Genomic DNA, 21,668 nt, shown 5'->3' with positions numbered 1-21,668 from the left:
CATGTCCCGACTGCTCCGACTCCTCGTCGTCCTCGGGCCCCTCGCCGTGCCCGCCGTCGCGTTCGCCCAGCAGGACGTGGGCACCTACAACCGCGCGCTGTCCGCCTTCAACGCGGGCCAGCTCGACACCGCCGCCCCCCTCTTCGCTCAGCTGGCGGAAGGGGAGGACGCGGACCTCAAGGGCAAGGCCGAGTTCTACCTGGCGCAGACCTTCGCCAAGAAGGAGCTGCCCGTCGCGGCCTTCATCTCCTACGCGGCCATCGTCAACGCCGGTCCCAAGCACCCCTCGTACCTCAAGGCCATCGAGGGGCTGGTGGACATGCAGCAGCGGCTGGATGAGCAGAACCTCATCCCCAGCATCCTCAACCAGGCCTACTCCGACGAAGTGCGCGACCAGTGGGTCACGCTGCCCAAGGAGGTGCTCGCGCGCATCAACTACCTCGTCGGCACCGCCAGCCAGCGCCGCATGCGCTTCGAGGAGTCCCGGTCGCTGCTGGAGGCCGTGCCCGCCGACAGCCGCGTCTACGCGAAGGCGCGCTACCTCTTGGGCACGGTGCTCGCCGACCCGCGCTTCCCGGGCCGTCCCGGGGAAGGGGACACGCTGGACAAGGAGGCCATCGCCGCGTTCCAGGCCGTGCTCAACACGAAGGAACCGCAGGTGGAGCTGCCAGAGACGCGCGAGCTGGCGCTGCTGGCGCTCGGCCGCGTGCACTACCGCCGCGGCGAGTACGCGGACGCGGTGAAGGCGTACGAGGGCGTGCCCCGCTATGCGCGCTTCTGGGACCAGGCCCTGTTCGAGAACGGCTTCGCCCGCTTCCAGAACGAGGACTTCGGCGGCGCGCTGGGCAGCCTCCAGGCGCTGCACGCGCCGCAGTTCGAGGGCGCCTTCCAGCCCGAGTCGTGGATCCTCAAGGCCACCGTCTATTACTACTCGTGCCTCTACGACGAGGTGAAGACGACGCTCGCCGCGTTCGACGAGCGCTACGGCCCCATGGCGAAGCAGCTGGAGCCCTTCACCGGCGAGGACGTCGCGCCCATCAACGCCTTCAACATGGTGTCCTCCGAGAACCGCCGCCTGCCTCGCGCCGTCTACCTGTGGATCCGCAACAACGAGCGCATCCGTGAAGTGATGCGGACCCTCTCCCGCGTGGATCAGGAGAAGCGCGCCATCAGCGAGGGCCCGTGGCGCGGGACGCCGTTCGCCGCGCAGACTGTGGCGTCGCTGGAGGACATCCGCACCACGCTGCTCCAGGTGGGCGGCACGCTGGCGAAGAACCGCATCAAGGAGGCCGCGGACAACCTCCGCACCTTCTCCGACCAGGCGGAGATCATCCGCGTGCAGACCGCGCTGGATGAGAAGGACCTCTTCTCCGAGGGCGTGGACCAGAAGGCCCTGCTCACCCGGCAGACGCTCTACCGCCCGAAGATGCCCGGCGCGGACTACAACTACTGGCGCTTCCAGGGCGAGTTCTGGATCGACGAGATCGGCTACTACCAGTACACGCTCAAGCGGGGTTGCCCCGCACGGCAGGAGAAGTAGCAGGGGTAGGGCTCAAGCCCACCTGGCAGTCAACCGAAGCACCTTCGAGGCCCCGCCACCGTGACTCCGGTCACGAGGGACGGGGCCTCTTCGCGTGATGTTGAGTCCTGGAAGGTGGCTCGGCGTGATCGCGTACGCCGGGGCACAAGGCACGTTCCGGGCCACTTCTCAATCTGGGTACCCGCGTCTACTTTCCGTCGTCCCTCCCAACTGGGCAGAAGTTTTCCCAGGGTGGCGAGGCGCGGTTCTCCAGGAGCTCGCATGAAGGTGGTTCTTCGGTTCGGTGCACTGGCGGTGGGCGTCGCGCTCGCGGCCGGTGGGGTGGGGGAGGCGGCGGAGACGACGGCACCGCCGCGCAAGGTGGCTACGAAGAAGTCCGCTTCCGCGAAGTCCTCGGGCAAGAAGGCCGAGGCCGCGAGCAAGAAGGAGGAGGCCAAGAAGGCGGAGGCGAAGAAGGCGGAGCTGCCGCCCGGTGTGGCGCCCCAGGACATGCGCAAGGGCCCGGCGCGGGTGAAGCCCGCCACGGCCAAGTTCGCGGACGTGCCGCGCATCGCGGACTCCAAGAAGGACGCGCTGGCGGACAAGAAGCGCGACGAGGCCATTGAAGGCTTCAAGCGCCTCATCCCCAAGCTGCAGGAGACCTCCACCCAGAAGGCGGAGATGCAGTACCGCCTGTCGGAACTCTACTGGGAGAAGTCCAAGTATCTCTACCAGCTGGAGATGGAGAAGTTCCTCGCGGCGGAGAAGGCCTACGACGCCGCCGTGGCGCGCGGCGAGAAGGCCACCGCCCCGGAGCAGGACCACCGCGACTCGGAGCGCTACCGCGCCGAGACGATGCGCATCTACGAGGCCATCCTCAGCGAGTACCCGGACTACCCGGCCCGCGACGAGGTCCTCTTCTCCCTGGGCTACAACCTCTACGAGCTCAACCGCCGCGAGGACGCGGTGGCGCGCTACGAGGAGCTGATCCGCGACTTCCCGAAGTCGCAGTTCGTTCCGGACGCGTACATCCAGCTGGGCAACCACTACTTCGAGAACAACAAGCTCGCGCCCGCGAAGGAGAACTACGAGAAGGCGCGCGACTCCGGCGTCCCGAAGATCTACGCCTACGCCACGTACAAGCTGTCCTGGTGTGACTTCAACGCGGGCGACCTGGACGCGGGCCTGAAGAAGCTCCACGAGGTGGTGGACTACGCGGGCCAGCGCGGCGAGGAGCTGGGCGACCTGCGCACGGAGGCCCTCAACGACCTCACCGTCTTCTACGTCCAGCTGGATCAGCCCAAGGAGGCGCTCGCCTACTTCAAGCAGAAGGCTCCGGCCAAGCGCCAGGGCCGGCTGCTCGCCAAGACGGCCGCAGGCTTGGTGGACGCGGGCCACTTCGACAGCGCCATCCTGGTGTACCGCACGCTCATCGACGACGCGCCCATGGGCGCGAACGCGCCGGAGTACCAGCAGGCGGTGGTGCGCGCGTACGAAGGCCTTCGCCAGCGCCAGCAGGTCCGCAAGGAGATGAAGCGGATGGTGGACCTCTACCGCCCGGGTGGCGAGTGGTGGACCGCCAACGCGGGCAACGCGGGCGTGCTGCGCAACGCCTTCAGTGTGACCGAAGAGGCCATGCGCGTGATGGTCACCGAGTACCACCAGGAGGCGCAGAAGACGCGCCAGGTGGAGACCTACCGGCTCGCGCGCGACATCTACAAGCAGTACGTGGACGCGTTCGCCTCCAGCGACAACCCGGAGTTCGTCGCGGACTCCGCCTTCAACATCCGCTTCTTCTACGCGGAAATCCTCTGGGCCCTGGAGGAGTGGGAGGCCGCCGCCGGTGAGTACGACGCCGTGGTGGCGTTCAAGATCCCGGACCGCGACTCCGCGAAGGAGGTCTCCAACGAGTCCTACCGCAAGTCCGCCGCGTACAACGCGGTGCTCGCGTACGACAAGCTCGTCAAGATTGAACGCGGCCAGCTCTCCAAGAGCGACCTGAAGGACGGCCAGAAGGTCGACGAGAAGAAGGACAAGGGCGACGTCGCCAAGCAGAAGCTGGTGAAGCGCGACGCCAAGGAGCAGGCCGAGCAGGCGCTCACGAAGTTCGAGGACCGGCTGGTCGCCGCGTGCGACACGTACAACACCCTCTACCCGGGCAACCAGGATGAGATCGACCTGCGCTACCAGGCCGCCGTCATCCTCTACGACCGCGCGCACTTCGTGGACGCGGCCCGCCGCTTCGGGGAGATCATCGAGAAGTTCCCGGAGGAGCGCCGCTCGCGCGACGCCGCGGACCTGACCATGTACGTGCTGGAGAGCCGCGAGGAGTGGCAGGAGCTCAACACGCTCTCGCGCAAGTTCCTGGGCAACAAGAAGCTGTCCAAGCCCGGCTCCGACTTCGCCCAGCGCGTGGCCCGCGTGGTGGAGGGCAGCCAGTACAAGTACGTGGACGAGGTCGTCTACAAGAAGGAGAAGAACCCGGCCAGGGCCGCCGAGGAGTTCCTCGCCTTCGTGACGGAGTTCCCCAAGTCGGAGAACGCGGACCGCGCGCTCACCTACGCGATGGTCATCGCGCAGGAGGCCGGTGAGGTGGACAAGGGCATCACCGCCGGCGAGCGCGTCCTCAAGGAGTACCCGAACAGCAACTTCGAACTGCAGACCCGCTACACGCTGTCCGGCCTCTACGAGAAGGTCGCCGAGTTCAAGAAGGCCGCCGCGATGTCCGAGTCCTTCGTGGCCGAGTACGACGCCGCCATCAAGGCCCGCGAGTCGCAGTCGAAGAAGGACAAGGAGAAGAAGGCCAAGGCCACCCCCGTCGCGAAGAAGGACGACACGCCGGGCGCGGTGGAGGACGCGGAGTCCAAGCGCGCGCAGAAGGCCGCCGAGCGCAAGGCGCAGGTGGACGCGGCGGGTGAGTGGGTGGCGGACGCCCTCTTCAACGCGGGCGTCTGGTACGACGGCCTGGGCGAGTCCCAGAAGGCCGTCAACGCCTGGAACAGCTACCTGACGCGCTTCAAGGACCGCAAGGACGTGCCCCAGGTGGCGTTCTCCATCGGCCTCGTGTGGGAGAAGGAGAAGAAGTGGGGCGACGCGGCCCGCGCCTTCAACCGCTTCGTGGAGGACTACGGCCGGGACTCGCGCACCGTCGCGGGGCAGCCGTACCTGGCGCGCTACCACGAGCTGCTCGCGTACCAGAAGATGAAGGACGTGCGCGGCCAGGAGAAGGCGCAGGAGGAGCTGGTGCGCGGCTGGAACAAGCTGGCGGAGAGCGTGCGCAAGGACACCGCGGTGCTCAACGCGTACGGCCACGCGCGCTTCCTGGCGCTGGAGCCCACGTGGAAGCGCTTCTCGGACATCAAGTTCACGCGCGTCTCCACCATCCGCCGCGACCTGCAGGCCAAGCAGAAGGAGATGCAGCGCGTGGAGAAGGAGTACGCGGCGGTGCTCGCCACGGGCTCCGGCGAGTGGGGCATCGCGGCGCTGACCCGCATCGGCCTCGCGTACGCGGACTTCGCTCGCAACATCATGGACTCGCCGGACCCGTCCGGGCTGGATGACGAACAGCTCAGCATGTACCGCGCGGAGCTGGAGAACCTGGCCATGCCGCTGGAGGAGAAGTCCAGTGAGGCGCTGGAGAAGGGCCTCCAGAAGGCCTACGAGCTGGGCATCTACAGCGAGTGGACGCTGGCCGCGCAGGATCAGATCAACAAGCTGCGTCCGGGGGCCTACGCCCAGGTGAAGCCGGTGACGTACCGGGGCAGCAGTGATTCGCGCATCGCCGCGGGCGTGCTGAAGGACCTCAACGGCCCCGTCAGCGCCTCCGCGGAGCCGAAGCCCGCCACCGCGCCTCCCGCGCCGGAAGCCGTGCCCGCCGAGGGCACTCCTCCGGCCGCGGCGCCGGAAGGCTCCGGTGCCGCGAAGCCTGAACCCACCGCGTCGCTCGAGGGGGTGCGGCCGTGAAGACGAACCACAGCATCGACATCAGCAGCCAGTTGAAGGGGATGGGGACGACGGGGATGAACGGCTTTCGCACCAAGCGGATGTTCCTGGCGGGGGCCTTCGCCTTCGCCTTCACCACGGCCTGCGCCACGGGGCCCCGCCCCACGCCGGTCGCGATGAACACGGTGGAGAAGCCCGCCGCCGTGGCCGCCGCCACGCCCGCGCCCGCCCCGGTGGAGAAGGGCGACACCGACGGCCAGTTCGCCCAGGCCCTGAAGGCCTACGAGGCCGGTGACCTGGACGCCGCGCGCAAGGGCTTCGAGGAGGTCGTCTCCCAGGATCCCAAGGCGCTCAACGCCCGGTTCAACCTGGGCGTCATCGCGGAGAAGCAGGGCCGCCCGGCGGACGCCCGCGCGGCGTACGAGCAGGTCCTCACGCTCGACCCGGCGCACACGCCGTCGGTGATCAACCGGGGGCTGATGCACCGGCACGAGGGCCAGCTGGACGAGGCCATCTCGCTGTACACCAAGGCGCTCGGGACGCCGGGCCACGAACACGACGAGCCCGTGCTCAACGCGCTGGCCGCGACGTACCGGCTGGCGGGCAAGCTGGACGAGGCGGAGGCCACCGGCCGGCGCGTGCTCGCGCGCAGCAAGGACAACCCGGAGGCGTACAAGACGCTGGCGCTGGTGGCGTACGACCGGGGCCAGTACCGCCTGGCGGAGCTGCTGGTCGTCAACGCGCGCAAGGTGGCCAAGGACGACCCGGCCATCTCCAACACGCTGGGGATGATCTACCTGAAGATGGACGACCGCCCGCGCGCGCTCGCCCAGTTCCAGAAGGCCGTGTCGCTGGATGACAACTTCGCGCCCGGCCACCTCAACCTGGGCGCCCTGGCGCTGAGCTACCGCGACTACGCGGGCGCGGAGAAGGCCTTCACCAAGGCCCTGTCCCTGGAGCCCGACGGCCTGGAGGGCCAGCTGTACCTGGCGTACGCGCTGGATGGCCAGAAGGGCGTGGATCCGAAGAAGGGCGTGGCCGCGGGCGAGGCGTTCGAGAAGGTGCTCGCGCGCGCCGCGGACAAGCCGGAGGCGGTTTGCGGCGCGGGCTGGGCGTACGCGGCCGACCGGGCGGGCTTCGAGAAGGCCATCGCGTTCCTGGACCGCTGCAAGGAACTGCCCGTCTCGACGGAGCAGGACAAGCAGCTCATCACCGCCAAGGTGAACGGTCTGCAGAACATGCTCAAGAACCCGCCGCCGGCCCCCGCTCCCGCGGCCGCCACGGCGGAGGCGGAGGGCGAGCCCAAGAAGGACGCGGCCGCCATCGGGGGCGCGGGTTCATCCGTGATGAACCAGCTGCCCCAGGACGCCAACGCGCCCGAGCAGGTCCCCGCCGAGGGCGCCGCGGAAGGCAGCACCGGTGCGTCCGAGGCGGCGCCCGAAGCGGCTCCGGCCGCGCCCGCCGCCAACGAAACGTCTGGCAATGGACAGGCGGCGCCTGCGCCTGCTCCGACGCCCTGAAGAAACAACAGTCGCCCTGGCGGGAAGGACGAGAACTTTCTTCCCGCCTCCAGGCCCCCAGGTGCAAGCGGCCGGGCGACACCCTTAGAATCCAGGGACTTGGAGTTGGTGCGAGCCCTGCAATGGAAGCGCGAAGCGGGCCTGGCGGAGACATCACATGAAACGACTGCTGGCAGCGATGGTGATGGTGGCGGGACTCGGGGTTGCGGCTCCCGCCCTGGCGCAGGACAGCGGCAAGGACTCGGTGAAGATCATCCAGGAGGAGGATCGCACCGTGTACCGCAAGAAGACGGTGATTGATTTCACGGATGTGGCGGTGGAGGGCGAGCTCACGAAGCCGGAAGGCTCCTACGTGCTCAACCGCAAGAAGACGGATTTCCAGAGCCTCATCAAGGTCCGGGAGAACTTCGACCCGGAGCTTCAGAAGTCAGCGGACAATCTCTAGACAGCACAGGTGGCGTTGAACGTTTTCGGGACGGGAAGGGAAGAAGGAAGAACTTCATGGCGGCGGCGAGAAAAAACGGTTTGACGCTTCGGATCACCACCCCCGACGGCTCCATCCAGGAGACGGTTTCGGAGGCGGAGAGTGTCATCGTGGGGTCGGGCGCCCAGGCGGCGGTGAAGATTCAGGATCCGCGCGTGTCCAACCTCCACGTGATGCTGAAGGTGGACAACGATGGGTCCGTGACGGCCATCGACCTGGGCAGTGAAGCCGGCACCCAGGTGTCCGGGCAGAAGCTCCTCATCCCCACGGCGCTCAAGCCCGGGGACGTGCTCACGGTGGGCACCTCGCGGGTGGAGGTGCTCTTCGGTGACGCGCCCCGGCCGGTGGCTCCGGCGGCGGCGGTGGCGCAGCCCGGCGTGTTCCAGCAGCGCCCGGTGATGCCTCCGGCGGCTCCGGCCAGTGCGCCCACGGCGCACGCGGCTCCGGTGTCGCACGCGGCTCCGCAGGCTTCGGCGACGCACGCGGCTCCGGTGCCTCCGAACATGCGGCAGGCGCCTCCGCCTCCTCGGCCCGCGATGAACGCGGCCAACGTGGTGGGCACGGTCAGCACGCCGCGCTCCGCTCCGGCGGGCGCGCTGGGCACGCAGGTGTCCACGAACGTGACGTCCACCCCGGTGTTCGGTCCTCCGGCGCCTCCAGTGGCGGCGCGCAAGGCCACGCCTCCCCAGGTGGCGGCGGCCCGCAAGCCGCAGCCTCCGCCGCACCTGCAGGAGCCGCTGCCCAGGGACGCGCAGCCGACGCCTGACGCGAAGGTGCTGCAGGTCTCCATGCTCTGGGGCGACCAGATGCTGGAGGTCCAGCACTTCAAGGACGGCGCGCCGGTCACCATCGGCGAGGGCGCCAAGAACACCTTCACCGTGTACTCGCCGCAGGTGGGCAAGAGCCACGTGCTGGCGGTGAGCAAGGGCGACAAGCTGGAGCTGCGCGCTCCGGCGGGCTCCGGCGTCTTCGTCACCAACAACGGCGACGTGCGCACGAAGGACGCGCTGCGCGCCGCGGGCCAGCTCAACAACGCCACGCCGGACCAGGAGCAGCTCTTCACCCTGGGCCTGCATGACCGGGCGGAGGTGTCGCTGGGCACGGTGGCGTTCGTGATGCGCTACGTGAAGCCGTCGCCGGCCATCCTGGCGACGTCGCTGTCGGACCGCGACTTCAGCTTCTTCAAGATCGCCGCCATCTGCATCCTCGCGGCGGCGGCGTTCGTCACCGCGATGCTGCTGACGCCGCACACGGAGACGAAGTCCGCGGACGACGTCTTCGAGTCCCAGCAGCGCGTGGCCAAGTTCCTCATCGCCCCGGAGAAGAAGGTGGAGGCGAAGAAGCTCCAGCTCTCCGGCGTGGAGGAGGGGGCCAAGGCCAAGGACGAAGAGGGCAAGTTCGGCAAGCAGGAGGCGAAGCAGGAGGAGGCCGCGCCCTCCAAGCCGGGCACCCCGGTGGTGGACAAGAGCAAGAAGGAGAAGGACCGCCAGGTGGTGGGCAAGGTCGGTCTCCTGGGCGCGCTCAAGGGCATGAAGGGTGGCGCGTCGGACGTGTTCGGTCCGGGCGGCATCGGCACCGGCATCAACAACTCGCTGGGTGGCCTCAAGGGCGGCGCGGCCATGGGTGACGCTCACGGCGTGGGCGGCATGGGTTCGCGCGGCACGGGCAACGGCGGTGGCGGCACGGCGCTGGGCATCGGTGGCCTGGGCACCCAGGGCAACGGCCGGGGCACGGGCGGGTCCGGCGGCATCGACCTGGGCGGCCGCGGCAAGTCCGTCACCAAGGTCATCCCCGGCAAGACGACGGTGATTGGCGGCCTGGACAAGGACGTCATCGCCAAGGTCATCCGGCGGCACCAGAACGAGATCAAGTACTGCTACGAGTCGGAGCTGAACAAGAACCCGGCGCTGGCTGGCAAGGTCGCGGTGGCCTTCACCATCGACCCGGCGGGCGCGGTGGCGGACGCCAGCGTGTCGGAGTCCACGCTGGGCAGCACCCCGGCGGAGCAGTGCATGATCTCCCGCATCCGCCGCTGGAAGTTCCCGGAGCCCAAGGGCGGCGGCGTGGTGAACGTGACGTACCCCTGGCTGTTCTCGCCCTCGGGCGCGGACGCCGCTGAGTAACGCGGGGCGCGATTCGTAGACTGGAAGACCGAAGTGGCGTGGACGAAACGGTCCACGCCATTTTCGTTTTTCCCCGCTGCCGTTTCGTGCCCGGCATCACTACTGTCCGTGCCGCTGCTGCCCGGAGTGCGAGGGAGCAGGAGGACAACGTGACGGGAGGAGTCGTGAGGAAGTCGCTGCTGTTGGCCGCGCTCGCGCTGGCGACGCCGGCCCTGGGAGCCACCCCGCCGGAGGGCGTCCCCTTCGAGCCGCGCCGGGGGTTCTTCACCGAGACCGACGTCGGGGTGTTCTTCACGGTGGGCGGCGAGAACAACTACTCCAACGCGCAGTCGTACGTGCAGCTGGGCATCGGCTACGACCTGACGGAGCGGCTGTCGCTGGGCGCCCACTTCGCGCTGGGGTCCTCCGCGCAGAACTGCTTCGCGGGCTACCTGCCGGACTCCAACGTCTGCGCGCTGTCGGACAACTTCACGGTGGCCTTTGGCGACCTGACGGCCGCGTACCACGTGCAGCTGGCCCACCGCTTCTACCTGACGCCCAAGGTGGCGGCGGGCTACACGCGCCTGGACCCCACGCCGGTGGATCCGGAGAAGGGGGACCCGGGCCGCTCCATCAACGCCTTCAACGCGGGCCTGGGCGTGGGCGTGGAGTACGCGACGTCCTTCGAGCACTTCTCCGTGGGCGCGGACCTGCTCGGGCGCTACATCATCGGGCCCAACATCATGTCGTTCGCCGTGTTCCCGCGCGTGAAGTACACGTTCTGATTACGAACCCAGGCAGAACGCGGCGGCCTTCCGGGCGTGGATGGCCGTGGTGTCGAACACCGGCACCGAGGCGTCACCGGGTTTGATCAGCAGGGTGATCTCCGTGCAGCCCAGGATGATTCCCTGGGCGCCCCGGCGGACCAGCTCCTCCATGATGCGCTGGTAGCGTTCCCGGGAGGCGGCCTTCACCTGGCCCAGGCACAGCTCCTGGTAGATGACGTCATGGACCGCCTGGCGCTGCTCGTCGGTGGGCACCAGGACCTCCAGGCCCTGCTCGGCGAGCCTGCCTTTGTAGAAGTCCTGCTCCATCGTGTAGCGCGTTCCGAGCAGGCCCACGGTCTTCACCCTGGCGCGGAGGACCTCCTGGGCGGTGGCCTCCGCGATGTGCAGGAAGGGGATGCGCGTGGCGGAAGCGATGTCCGCCGCCAGTTTGTGCATGGTGTTGGTGCACAGCACCAGGGCCTCGGCCCCCGCGCGTTCCAGCGCCCGGGCTGCGTCGCACAGGATGCGGGCCGCCTCGTCCCACCGGCCGGTGCTCTGGGCGTGCTCAATCTCCTGGAAGTCCACGCTGTAGAGGACGACCTTCGCGGAGTGATGCCCGCCCAGCTCCCGCTTCACGTGCTCGTTGATCAGCCGGTAGTACTCCGCCGAAGACTCCCAGCTCATCCCGCCCAGCAATCCAATCGTCTTCATCCGTTTCGTCCCCTCATGTCTTGAGCGTCAGCCCCATGCGCCGCCCGCCGGGCGTATCCGGCGGGTGTGTGGCCCACGATGCGCCGGAAGTCGCGGATGAAGTGGGCCTGATCGAAGTAGCCCAGCTCCAGCGCCAGCCGCGCCAGCTCCGGCGGTGGAGTCTCGCGCAGCCGCTCCGCGGCCTCGTGCAGACGGTAGCGCTGGATGACCCACTTGGGGCTCACGCCCACGTAGCGGTTGAACAGCCGCTGCAGCGTGCGCAGGCCCGGGCCCCCAGGCGTGAGCAGATCCTCCACCTTCGTCACCGCGCGGTCCTCCAGGATGCGCGTGACCATGGCCTGCACCCATCCCACGTTCGGATCCGGCGCGGGCCTGTGCGCTCGCAGGAAGGCCTCCGCCAGCGCGATGCGTTCCGCATCCGCGTCGCGCGTGACGTCGGTGGCGAGGATGGCCGCCTCCAGCTCCCGCGCCGCCGGGCCCAGCAGGGACGCCGGGGGCACGGTGCGCTGCGTGAGGGCGGACACGGGCGTGCCCACGAAGGGAAAGAAGCCTCCGGGCCGGAACTTGATGGCGAACACGCCGCCCAGCCCCTCCAGCGTGATGGAGAAGCGGCCCCGGTCCACGCCGCCAATGCGGGACGTGCCGTCCTGGAAGGCCCAGTGCACGGACGGATGGGAGAGGGTCTGCTGGAGATAGGGCGGCTGTCCGCGCAGGTCCCAGCGGACGGCCCAGAAGTGCTCGACCCAGGGGCGCAGGTCCTCCGCGGGCAGGACGCGGACGTGCTCGAAGTGCCGCGAATCCGGGCGCGAATACAACACGCCCCTGGGCTTGCCTGCGTTGGACTCCACGGCGCGCTGCCTCCTCAAGACGAAGAAGGGGCCGCCACCCGGTGTGCTGGGTGGCGGCCCCTGGAAGCTTCAGGCGTTCAAGGCGAAGGACTACTCGCCCTCGGCGCGCTCCTCGCGCTTGCGGTCGCGCTCGGCGCGGTAGCGCTCGCCCACGGCCAGCGCCTTCTTGCGCATGCGCACGGACTTGGGCGTCACCTCGACGAGCTCGTCGTCGGCGATCCACTCCAGGGCCTTCTCCAGGCCCATCTCGCGCGGCGGGACGAGGATGACGTTCTCGTCGCGGCCGGCGGCGCGGATGTTGGTGAGCTTCTTCTCGCGGCAGCAGTTGACGTTGAGCTCGGACGGGTGCGCGTGCTCGCCGATGATCATGCCCTCGTACACGGTGGTGCCCGCGCCCACGAAGAGCTGACCGCGCTCCTGGATGCTGAACAGCGCGTACGGCACCGTGTCGCCCAGGCGGTCGGAGACCATCGCGCCGTTGGCGCGCTTGGGGATGTAGCCGAACCACGGCTCGAAGCCGTCGAACTGGCTGCTCATGATGCCCTCACCCCGCGTGATGGTGAGGAACTCCGAGCGGAACCCGATGAGGCCGCGCGCGGGGATGCGGAACTGGAGGCGGGTGCGGCCCGAGCCCAGCTGCTGCATGTCCATCATGCGGCCCTTGCGGGGCCCCAGGCGCTCCGTCACGACGCCCACGCTGTTCTCCGGCACGTCGCAGAAGAGCAGCTCCATGGGCTCGTGGACCTGGCCGTCCACCGTCTTGGTGATGGGCTCCGGGTTGGAGGCCGTGAGCTCGTAGCCCTCGCGGCGCATGTTCTCGATGATGACCGCCAGCGCCAGTTCGCCACGGCCCACCACGCGGAACGCGTCCGGCGTCGCGGTGTCCTCCACGCGCACGGCCACGTTGCGGTACGCCTCGCGGTACAGGCGCTCACGCAGGTTGCGGGAGGTGACGAACTTGCCTTCCTTGCCCGCCAGCGGCCCGTCGTTGACCTTGAAGATCATCATCATCGTGGGCTCGTCCACGGTGATGCGCGGCAGCGCCACGGGCTTCTCGAAGTCCGCGATGGTGTCGCCGATGGAGATCTCCTCGATACCCGCGATGGAGACGATCTCACCCGGGCCGGCGTCCGGGATCTCCGCGCGCTTCAGGCCGGAGAAGCCGTACAGCTTCACGATCTTGCCCTGCTGCACCTTGCCGCCCTCGCGGACGACGGACACGGGCATGTTCGCCGTGATGCGGCCCGCCTGCACGCGGCCCACCGCCAGACGGCCGACGTAGTCGTCGTAGTCCAGGTTGGCCACCAGCAGCTGGAGCGTCGTCTGCTCCGCCGGGGGCGCGGGCGGGGGCGGGATGTGCTTGATGATGGCGTCGTACAGGGGCTCCAGCGTCTTGCCCGGCACGTCCAGCGACGTGGAGGCCTGACCCTGGCGAGCGACCGTGTAGAGGACGGGCATCTCCAGCTGCTCTTCGTTCGCGCCCAGGTCGATGTAGAGCGAGTACACCAGGTCCAGCACTTCCTTGGCCCGGGCGTCCTGACGGTCGATCTTGTTGATGACCAGCACCGTCTTCAGGCCCATGGCCAGCGCCTTGGTGAGCACGAAGCGGGTCTGGGGCAGGGGACCTTCGGCGGCGTCCACCAGCAGGATGACGCCATCGACCAGGCGCAGACCGCGCTCCACCTCGCCACCGAAGTCGGCGTGGCCCGGGGTGTCGATGATGTTGATCTGCATCCCCTTGTAGGAGACGGCAGTGTTCTTCGCGAGGATGGTGATGCCCTTCTCGCGCTCGAGGTCGTTCGAGTCCATGACCCGTTCGGTCATGTGCTCATTGGCGCGGAAGGTACCCGCCTGCCGGAGCAGGTGGTCGACGAGGGTGGTCTTGCCGTGGTCGACGTGAGCGACGATGGCGACGTTGCGGATGTTTTCGCGAGAGATCATGCGGACCAACTGACTGAAAGAAGGTGCGAGGAGAGACGCCCAGGACGGGGTTTCTCAATCCCACCGGAACCCGGAAGGCGGGGGCTTATATGCCGGGGGCTTCCCGCCTGCAATGAAGGCGGGTGTCCAGCAGGCAGACAATCAGGCTGTCCGCCCGCCGGGCGCTTATCCCACCTTTGGCTGTGACTCGGCCGTTTCAACCCCCAGCCGCTCTCTCAAAAAGCGCTCCACGCGCAGCTCCACGAGGCCCGGAACTTCCAGTGGGGCGGTATGGGTGCCCTCGGAAATCATCAGGAGTTCGGAGGCGGGGATGCGCTCGGCCATCTTCCGGGACAGCCATCCGGGGGTGAAGCGGTCCTTCTCCCCGGCGACCACCAGGGTGGGCACGTCCACGTGCTCCAGGTGGTCCTCGGCGGTGTGGTTCGCCAGTGAGTCCAGGGTCCGCACGAACACGACGGGGTCCATCTTCGCCAGGTGGGTGAAGTACGGGGCCAGGTCGTTGCGCGCGATGAGCTCCGGGTTCATCTCCAGGCGGATGGCCAGCTGCACCACCAGCTCCGTGGTGAGCGCCCCGTGCACGATGCGCGCGGTGTGGCGGGGGAAGCGCTCCACCGCGGAGCGCAGGGTGGGGAAGAGGCGCTTGAGCAGCGTGGAGTCGTGGAAGGTGTCCAGGGGCAGGCCGTAGCTGCCGCACACCAGCACCAGCCCCTCCACGCGCCGGGCGTAGCGGCGGTGGAACTCCAGCGCCACCTGCACGCCCATGGAGTGGCCGAAGAGGACGGCCTTCTCCATGCCCGCCGCGTCCATCACCCGCGCCAGGTCGTCGCAGGTGTACTCCATGCCGATGCGCGTGCGGTCCGTGGGGACGGTGCTCTTGCCGTGGCCCCGGTAGTGCCATCTCAGCACCTGGTGGCGCCGGCCCAGGTAGGGCAGGAGGTACTTCCACGCGAAGCCGTCACAGCCCAGGCCGTCGCACAGCACCATGCCCGGGCTTCCGTCCCCCCGCACCTGGTAGTAGAGGTCCGCGCCGTCGGGGACGCGCAGCGAGTCCTGGCGGAAGGAGACCGCCTGTCCATGGGGCGCGCTCACGCTTCCACCTCTTCCGCGTCCAGGCCTTCGGGGATGCCCTTGTCCAGCCCGTAGCGCGAAATCTTGAGGATGAGGTTGGAGCGGCTGATGCCCAGCTCGCGCGACAGCCGGCTCTTGTTGTAGCGGGTGCGCACCAGGCCCTGGTGGATCATCTCCTTCTCCAGGGACTCCACCGCCTCGTGCAGCTTGCCGTGCGCCCGAGGGGCGATGAAGGGCCCGCCTCCGGGGACGACGGCGTCGCGGATGCGGCTGGAGAGCAGCTCCGCGGGGATGACCTCCAGCTCTCCGCCCAGCACCAGCAGCCGCTCGATTTCATTCTCCAGCTCGCGGATGTTCCCCGGCCACGCGTACGCGCCCAGGATGCCCAGGGCCTCCGGCGCCAGGCCCCGCGCGCGCTGGCCTTCGCGGTGGTGCTTGCGCAGGAAGTGGTCGATGAGGACGGGCAGGTCGTCCTTGCGCTCGCGCAGGGGCGGCAGCTGCAGGCGGATGACGTTGATGCGGTAGAAGAGGTCCTCGCGGAACTCGCCGCGCTTCACCAATTCGCCCAGGTCCTTGTGGGTGGCGGCGATGACGCGCACGTCGACCTCGCGGGACTGGGTGCCGCCCACGGGCAGGAAGGTGCCCTCCTGGAGCACGCGCAGGAGCTTCACCTGGAGGGCGGGGGACATGTCGCCCACCTCGTCCAGGAAGAAGGTGCCCGTGTCCGCGACCTCGAAGAGGCCCTTCTTGTCCTTGAGCGCGCCGGTGAAGGCGCCCCGGGTGTGCCCGAAGAGGGCGCTCTCCAGCAGGTTGTCGTTGAAGGCGGAGCAGTTCTGCACGACGAACGGCTTGTCCTTGCGCGGGCCGTTGTGGTGGATGGCGCGCGCCACCAGCTCCTTGCCCGTGCCGGACTCGCCGTTGATGAGGACGGTGGAGTCGGAGTTCGCCACCTTCTCCATCAGGCGGAAGACTTCATTCATGGCCCCGGAGCGGCCGATGATCTTCTCGAAGCGGTAGCGGTTGGAGAGTTCGGAGGCCATGGACTGGATGGTCTCCTCCTTGCGCGTGAGCTCCACCTCCTGGTTGGCGATCTCCGTCACCGCGAACTCCAGGAGGTCCGACAGCTTGCTCAGCTCCGAGCCGTCCAGCACCGGCACGCGCTCCGCCGCGCCCTCCAGCTCCAGGAGCGCCCCGGGGGCGATATCGCGCATCTTCCCCAGCAGCACCTGGCCGTCGCCGGGCGTGAGCGGCTGCCGGGCGAAGCCCTCCACGAAGAGGAAGCCCTCGTACTCGTTGCGGATGTAGAGCGGCGCGCCCACGATGGACAGGCGCAGGTGGCAGTCGTGGAAGAGGGAGCGGCGCAGGTTCTTGGCGGCCTTGAACTTCTCGTGCAGCACCCGCACCGACTGGGCACACCGCCGCATCCCCTCCCGCGCCCCCAGCGAGTGGCGGCAGAAGTCGTTGGGCGGCGGGATGAAATCCCCGCGCTGCCAGTCGTGCACCACCCCGTGGCGATCCGCGAACGACAGCTCCACCTGCCACCACTTGCGGATGACATCCCTCAACATGACAATGGTGTGCAGATTCTGATGCTTCTCGAAGTCCATCCCCACGGTCCTCGCCCTGTTGCGGATCAGGACAATGGATCTACGGGGTTGTCCGAAATCAATCCAGCGACACCTGTCCGAATGACGGCGCTGTTCGCGTACCCTGGTTCCCTGTGAGCGCACCCCCACATACACACGGCAGGGCAGGGCACGGCCATTCGCACGAGGATGATCATGACCATTCCCACCATGGGCACTCGCACGGCCCTGGGCACGGTCATTCGCATGGCCCCAAGCGGGGCGGGCTGGCGGAGGAGCGGCGCAAGGACCGCCGCCGGCTGCTGTTCGCGCTGGGGCTGACGGCGACCATCATGGTGGCGGAGGCGGTGGGTGGGTTCCTCACCAACTCGCTGGCGCTGCTCTCCGACGCCGGGCACATGCTGACGGACGTGTCGGCGATGATCCTGAGCCTGCTGGCGCTCTGGTTCGCCGGGCGGCCCGCGGACCTGAAGAAGACCTACGGCTACTACCGGATGGAAATCCTCAGCGCGCTCCTCAACGGGGTGCTGCTGCTGGTCATCACCATCTTCATCCTGATGGAGGCCTGGCAGCGCATGCGCACGCCGGCGCCGGTGGAGCTGGGGCCCATGGCGCTGGTGGCGGGCATCGGCCTGGTGGCGAACCTGGCGGCGCTGGGCTTCCTGCACCAGACGCACTCCATGAACGTGCGCGGCGCGTTCCTGCATGTGCTGGGGGACACGCTGTCGTCGGTGGGCGTGCTGATTGGCGCGGGCGTGATGTGGTGGACCGGCTGGTACATCGTGGACCCCATCATCTCCGTGCTCATCTCCATGATCATCGTCGTGGGCGCGCTGCGGCTGGTGAAGGACGCGGTGGACGTGCTCTTGGAAGCGGTGCCCGCGCACGTGGACCTGGAGCAGGTGCGGGATTTGATGGGGAAGGTGCCGGGCGTGCAGGCGGTGCACGACCTGCACGTGTGGACCATCTCCAGCGGGATGTACGCGCTGTCGGCGCACCTGGTGGTGGCGGACCCCATGGTCTGCAACAACGACGACATCCTGTCCGCGGTGAAGCACGACCTCTTCGACCGCTTCGGCATCGACCACACCACCATCCAGATCGAGAGCCAGTCCTACGCCCACCTGGGCGAGGTGCACTGACTCACGCTTGCGAAAGGCGCGCGGGGCGGGGATTCTCGCCGGCTCCTATGAGCGTGCTGGACAAGGTGTTGTCGCTGCGGCCGGGCAACGTGGTGGCGCGGGTGGGCCCGGGCTCCCGGGTGCCCCTGCTGGATCCGCGGGAGCTGCTGCGGGCGCTGGAGTCCACGCCCATGGCGCTGCCGTGCCTGCCGGTGCTGGCGAAGGGCGCGCTGCCGGGCCTGCTGGGCGCGGCCCGCGCGGAGGACGCGGTGCTGGGCCTGGCGTGTCCGCACCCGCTGGCGGACCGGGGCGCCTCCGAGCGCTTCGTGCAGGCGGTGCACGCGGCCGCCCAGGAGGCCGGGCACACCCGGCCCCTGTTCCTCCAGGCCGGTCCCATCCGCGTGACGTCCACGGACGCGGACGTGCTGGACGCGCTCCAGGAGGGGCTCTTCCGCGTGGTGGACGCGGGCTTCGCGCTGGTGTCGCTGGACCTGTCGCGCCTCACGTCCTACGAGGCGGTGGAGGCGGTCAACGCGCTGGTGGGCCCGCTCAAGGAGCGCGAGCTGTCGCTGGAGGTGTCCCCGCCGCAGGTGTCCTCCGGCGGGCTGGTGGACGCGTGCGAGACGCTGCTGGAGGGGCTGTCGCAGTGGCAGGTCCCGGTGCGCTTCCTGCGCGTGTCGGACGCGCGGCTGGAGGACGGCGAGCTGGACGTGGAGCTGCTGCGCCAGGTGGTGGAGACCGCCGCGGCGAAGGGCGTGGCGGTGGCGGTGGACGACGTGTCCACGGGGGCCGCGGGGGGGCTGTCCAGCTACGTGGCCGCGGGCGTGCGCAAGGTGGACCGGGGAGGGCCCCTGGGGCCGCTGGCCCTGCGCGCCTGGCCGCCGGAGGTGCGCGAGCCGGTGGTGGCGCGGGCCCAGGCGGCGGGCATGCCGGCCGGGGAGCTGCTGTCCGTGCTGGAGGAGGGGCTGCCGCCCCTGTCGCCCGCCTCGCGCGAGACGCTGGAGGCGCTGTCCTTCGCGGAGGCCACGGAGACGCTGGCGGCGCTGGGGGCGCACCGCTCGGCGTCGGTGTCCATGGCGTTCCTCGCGAAGCCGGACGGCGACCTGGGCTAGAAGGGCGCCCATGCGCATTGTTGCAGGCAGCGCGAAGGGCCGGGCCCTGACGGGGCCCAAGCCGTCGTCCGCTCACATCCGCCCCACGGCGGACCGGGTCCGGGAAACCATCTTCAACATGCTGGGCCAGTTCCTGGACGGCCAGGCCGTGCTGGACCTGTACGCGGGCACCGGCGCGCTGGGGCTGGAGGCCCTGTCGCGGGGCGCGGGCCGGCTGGTGCTGGTGGACCAGGACCGCGAGGCCCTGGCCCTGTGCCGCAAGAACACCGACGACCTGGGCTTCACGGCCCAGGTGTCCATCCTGGCGCAGCCCGTGGTGCGCGCGCTGGGGACGTTGGGCAAGCAGGGGGAGCGGTTCGAGCTCGTCTTCGCGGATCCGCCCTACGCGGCGCGCGTGGTGGAGACGGTGCTGGACGCGGTGGCGGCCGCGGGCGTGGTGACGCCGGGCGGCACGGTGGTGGTGGAGCACGACAAGCGGGAGGCGGCCCCGGACGCCCACGCGGGGCTCACCCGGGAGGACCAGCGCCGGTTCGGGGACACCCTGGTGAGCTTCTACCGGGCGCCGTGACGTGCGCTTGACCCGCCCCGTGGGCCCGCCGAGACTTCTCCGCACCCATGCCGGTTGCCATCTACCCTGGTTCGTTTGATCCGCTCACCAACGGGCACCTGAGCCTCATCCAGCGCAGCCTGAAGATGTTCGACCGGCTCATCGTCGCCATCGCGGTGAACCCGAAGAAGACGCCCCTCTTCAGCCAGGAGGAGCGCATCGAGCTCATCCGCGAGGCGGTGAATGACCCCCGCGTGGAGGTGGACGCCTTCCACGGCCTGCTGGTGGACTACGTGCACCACCGCAACGTGAGCGTCGTCATCCGCGGGCTGCGCGCGGTGTCGGACTTCGAATACGAGTTCCAGCTGGCGAACATGAACCGCAAGCTGGCGCCGGACATCGACACCGTCTTCATGATGACGGGCGAGGACTACTTCTACATCTCCTCGCAGCTCGTCCGGGAGGTCGCCACCTTCGGAGGGAACGTGGAGGGGCTCGTCCCCCCGAACGTGAACGCGGGGCTGAAGAAGAAGTTCGGCCCGAAACCGTAGGGGTTCCGGAGCGGCAACCGGGCAACGCAGCACGCCCGTAGTGCTTGTCCGCTTCGGGAGTTCCGCGCTAGGCAAGGCGCATGAAACTCGCCCGCCGGCTGCAAGCCATCAAGCCCTCCGCCACCCTGGCCCTCAACGCCCGCGCCAAGGCGCTCGCCGCCGGTGGCAAGGACGTGGTGGTGCTCGCCGCCGGTGAGCCGGACTTCGACACGCCGGAGTTCGTGAAGCAGGCGGCCATCGACGCGCTCCGCTCGGGCTTCACGAAGTACACCGCCACCGCGGGCATGCCGGAGCTGCGCGAGGCCGTCTGCCGCAAGCTGGAGAAGGACAACGGCCTGAAGTACGCGCCGGATCAGGTGGTGGTGACGGCGGGCGGCAAGCAGTCGCTCTACAACTGCTTCCAGGCGCTGCTGGATGAAGGGGATGAGGTCATCATCTTCGCGCCGTACTGGGTGAGCTACCCGGACATGGTGCACCTGGCGGGCGGCACGCCGGTCATCGTCCCCACGCGCGAGGAGGACGGCTACGCGCCGGACCCCGCGGCCATCAAGAAGGCGCTCACCCCGCGCACGCGCGCCATCGTGCTCAACAGCCCGGCCAACCCCACGGGCGCGGTGTACTCGCGCGCCACGCTGGAGGGCATCGCGGACGCGGTGCGTGGCCACGACTGCATCCTCGTCACCGACGACATGTACGAGAAGCTCCTCTACACGCAGGAGCCGTTCCTCAACATCGGCAACGTGGCGCCGGACCTGGTGCCGCGGCTGCTGGTGTCCAACGGCCTGTCCAAGTCCTACGCGATGACGGGCTGGCGGCTGGGCTACGCGGCCGGGCCCAAGGCGCTCATCTCCGGCATGCAGCTGGTGCAGGACCAGTCCACGTCCAACGCGTCCTCCATCACCCAGAAGGCGGCGCTGGCGGCGCTCAACGGCCCCACGGACACCATCACCGCGATGGTGAACGAGTACCGCGAGCGCAGGGACCTGTTCGTCGCGGGGCTCAACGCCATCCCCGGCATCCGCTGCCGGCTGCCCGAAGGGGCCTTCTACGCAATGGCGGACGTGCGCGGCCTGATGGGCAAGTCCTACAAGGGCAAGCCGCTGACGGACTCGCTCCAGATGTCCGAGGCGCTGCTCAACGACTTCCTCGTGGCGGCGGTGCCGGGGGATCCGTTCGGCGCGCCGGGCTACATCCGCATGAGCTTCGTCACCTCGCGCGAGGTGCTCCAGAAGGGCCTCACGCGCCTGCGGGACTTCGTCGCGGCGCTGGGCTGAAGCGCGGCCTGGACGCAAGCCAGGGCGCCCGGTGGGAACGCGGGGCGCTCCGTGGCGTCTTCAGTCCGTGTACGCGAAGGCGTGCCAGCTCAGGTCCGGGCTGCCTCGGAAGAGGAAGATGGCCGCGTGCCCGGAGAGGTTGCCCACCGCGGCCCAGGTGTCCTTGAGCGCTCGCGGATCCAGCCCCAGGCGCGCGGGCGGCTTGCCGTACTTCTTCTCCATCTCCGCGATGGGCAGCACTTCGATGTCGTAGAGGGTGACCAGGTCCGTGCGCCGCGCGCGCAGCTGCTTCACCCACGCCTGCACCAGCTCGTCCGGGGTGCTGAAGCGCTTGTCCTCGAGCTGGAACGGGTACGACAGCTCCGCGGACGCGTTGCGCACGTCTCCCGTCAGCAGGCTCTGGAAGAGGAAGCGCGCCTCGTTGTGGATCACCGAGCGCGCGATGCCTTCGGGGGACAGGTCCTCCTCGCTGGGGCGCGAGGCCTCGCGGCCCGGGCCCAGCTGGACGGTGCCCGCGGTGGAGGGAGTGGGCGGCGTCGGCGGACGCGCCGTGGGCGCTGCGGTCGGGGCCGGAG

Annotated in this window: 16 protein-coding genes and 1 pseudogene; 11 read left to right on the top strand and 6 right to left on the bottom strand. The window is 69.1% G+C overall.

Annotated features, from left to right (window positions below):
* The first annotated feature begins 1 nt into the window (after position 1).
* The 6 genes from D7W79_RS13290 to cglE all read left to right on the top strand — a co-directional run bounded on the left by D7W79_RS13290 (position 2) and on the right by cglE (position 10,352).
* The gene (locus D7W79_RS13290; protein WP_120525745.1) at positions 2-1,540 is read left to right on the top strand and encodes a tetratricopeptide repeat protein; all 1,539 of its coding nucleotides are present in this window, start codon (positions 2-4) and stop codon (positions 1,538-1,540) included.
* A gap of 261 nt (positions 1,541-1,801) precedes the next feature.
* On the top strand, positions 1,802-5,482 hold the full coding sequence (locus D7W79_RS13285) for a tetratricopeptide repeat protein (RefSeq protein WP_120525744.1): 3,681 nt from the start codon (positions 1,802-1,804) through the stop codon (positions 5,480-5,482).
* A complete protein-coding gene (locus D7W79_RS45750; RefSeq protein WP_120525743.1) occupies positions 5,479-6,981 on the top strand; it encodes a tetratricopeptide repeat protein in 1,503 nt (500 codons plus the stop codon). The genes D7W79_RS13285 and D7W79_RS45750 overlap by 4 nt, the downstream gene beginning before the upstream one ends.
* A gap of 157 nt (positions 6,982-7,138) precedes the next feature.
* Complete coding sequence (locus D7W79_RS13275) at positions 7,139-7,426, top strand: hypothetical protein (protein ID WP_120525742.1); 288 nt, start codon at positions 7,139-7,141, stop codon at positions 7,424-7,426.
* Between the two features lie 56 nt (positions 7,427-7,482).
* Positions 7,483-9,588, top strand: coding sequence for a TonB family protein (locus D7W79_RS13270; protein ID WP_120525741.1), 2,106 nt, complete (start codon positions 7,483-7,485; stop codon positions 9,586-9,588).
* A 164-nt stretch (positions 9,589-9,752) separates the two neighbouring features.
* Entirely contained in the window at positions 9,753-10,352 is a 600-nt protein-coding gene (cglE, locus tag D7W79_RS13265) for an adventurous gliding motility protein CglE (protein ID WP_120525752.1), read from the top strand.
* On the opposite strand, the gene D7W79_RS13260 is transcribed toward cglE, so the two are convergent.
* The 5 genes from D7W79_RS13260 to D7W79_RS13240 all read right to left on the bottom strand — a co-directional run bounded on the left by D7W79_RS13260 (position 10,353) and on the right by D7W79_RS13240 (position 16,509).
* Complete coding sequence (locus D7W79_RS13260) at positions 10,353-11,045, bottom strand: aspartate/glutamate racemase family protein (RefSeq protein ID WP_120525740.1); 693 nt, start codon at positions 11,043-11,045, stop codon at positions 10,353-10,355.
* A complete protein-coding gene (locus D7W79_RS13255) occupies positions 11,042-11,893 on the bottom strand; it encodes an AraC family transcriptional regulator (RefSeq protein WP_120525739.1) in 852 nt (283 codons plus the stop codon). The genes D7W79_RS13260 and D7W79_RS13255 overlap by 4 nt, the downstream gene beginning before the upstream one ends.
* Positions 11,894-11,983: 90 nt before the next feature.
* Entirely contained in the window at positions 11,984-13,834 is a 1,851-nt protein-coding gene (gene typA / locus D7W79_RS13250) for a translational GTPase TypA (protein WP_120525738.1), read from the bottom strand.
* Positions 13,835-13,999: 165 nt separating this feature from the next.
* On the bottom strand, positions 14,000-14,923 hold the full coding sequence (locus D7W79_RS13245; RefSeq protein ID WP_120525737.1) for an alpha/beta fold hydrolase: 924 nt from the start codon (positions 14,921-14,923) through the stop codon (positions 14,000-14,002).
* Positions 14,920-16,509, bottom strand: a complete 1,590-nt coding sequence (locus D7W79_RS13240; RefSeq protein WP_120525736.1) for a sigma 54-interacting transcriptional regulator — start codon at positions 16,507-16,509, stop codon at positions 14,920-14,922. The genes D7W79_RS13245 and D7W79_RS13240 overlap by 4 nt, the downstream gene beginning before the upstream one ends.
* Positions 16,510-16,622: 113 nt before the next feature.
* On the opposite strand from D7W79_RS13240, the gene D7W79_RS13235 reads away from it, so the two are divergent.
* The 5 genes from D7W79_RS13235 (at position 16,623) to D7W79_RS13215 (ending at position 21,093) form a co-directional block, all read left to right on the top strand.
* Positions 16,623-17,630 carry a cation diffusion facilitator family transporter gene (locus D7W79_RS13235; RefSeq protein ID WP_120525735.1) on the top strand — a complete coding sequence of 336 codons (1,008 nt, stop codon included), beginning with the start codon at positions 16,623-16,625 and terminating at the stop codon, positions 17,628-17,630.
* 47 nt (positions 17,631-17,677) lie between these two features.
* The gene (locus tag D7W79_RS13230; protein ID WP_120525734.1) at positions 17,678-18,721 is read left to right on the top strand and encodes a hypothetical protein; all 1,044 of its coding nucleotides are present in this window, start codon (positions 17,678-17,680) and stop codon (positions 18,719-18,721) included.
* Between the two features lie 10 nt (positions 18,722-18,731).
* A complete protein-coding gene (rsmD, locus tag D7W79_RS13225; RefSeq protein ID WP_120525733.1) occupies positions 18,732-19,289 on the top strand; it encodes a 16S rRNA (guanine(966)-N(2))-methyltransferase RsmD in 558 nt (185 codons plus the stop codon).
* A 47-nt stretch (positions 19,290-19,336) separates the two neighbouring features.
* Entirely contained in the window at positions 19,337-19,819 is a 483-nt protein-coding gene (gene coaD, locus D7W79_RS13220; protein WP_120525732.1) for a pantetheine-phosphate adenylyltransferase, read from the top strand.
* Positions 19,820-19,899: 80 nt separating this feature from the next.
* Positions 19,900-21,093: a pyridoxal phosphate-dependent aminotransferase gene (locus D7W79_RS13215; protein ID WP_120525731.1), complete on the top strand. Its 1,194-nt coding sequence runs from the start codon at positions 19,900-19,902 to the stop codon at positions 21,091-21,093.
* Between the two features lie 60 nt (positions 21,094-21,153).
* On the opposite strand, the pseudogene D7W79_RS43615 reads toward D7W79_RS13215, so the two are convergent.
* Positions 21,154-21,668, bottom strand: a pseudogene (locus D7W79_RS43615) (hypothetical protein); the annotation flags it as partial.

Origin of the sequence: Corallococcus exercitus, from assembly GCF_003611585.1 — a bacterium.
GTDB classification, from domain to species: Bacteria; Myxococcota; Myxococcia; order Myxococcales; family Myxococcaceae; genus Corallococcus; species Corallococcus exercitus.
This window is presented reverse-complemented; position numbering and strand designations above follow the sequence as displayed.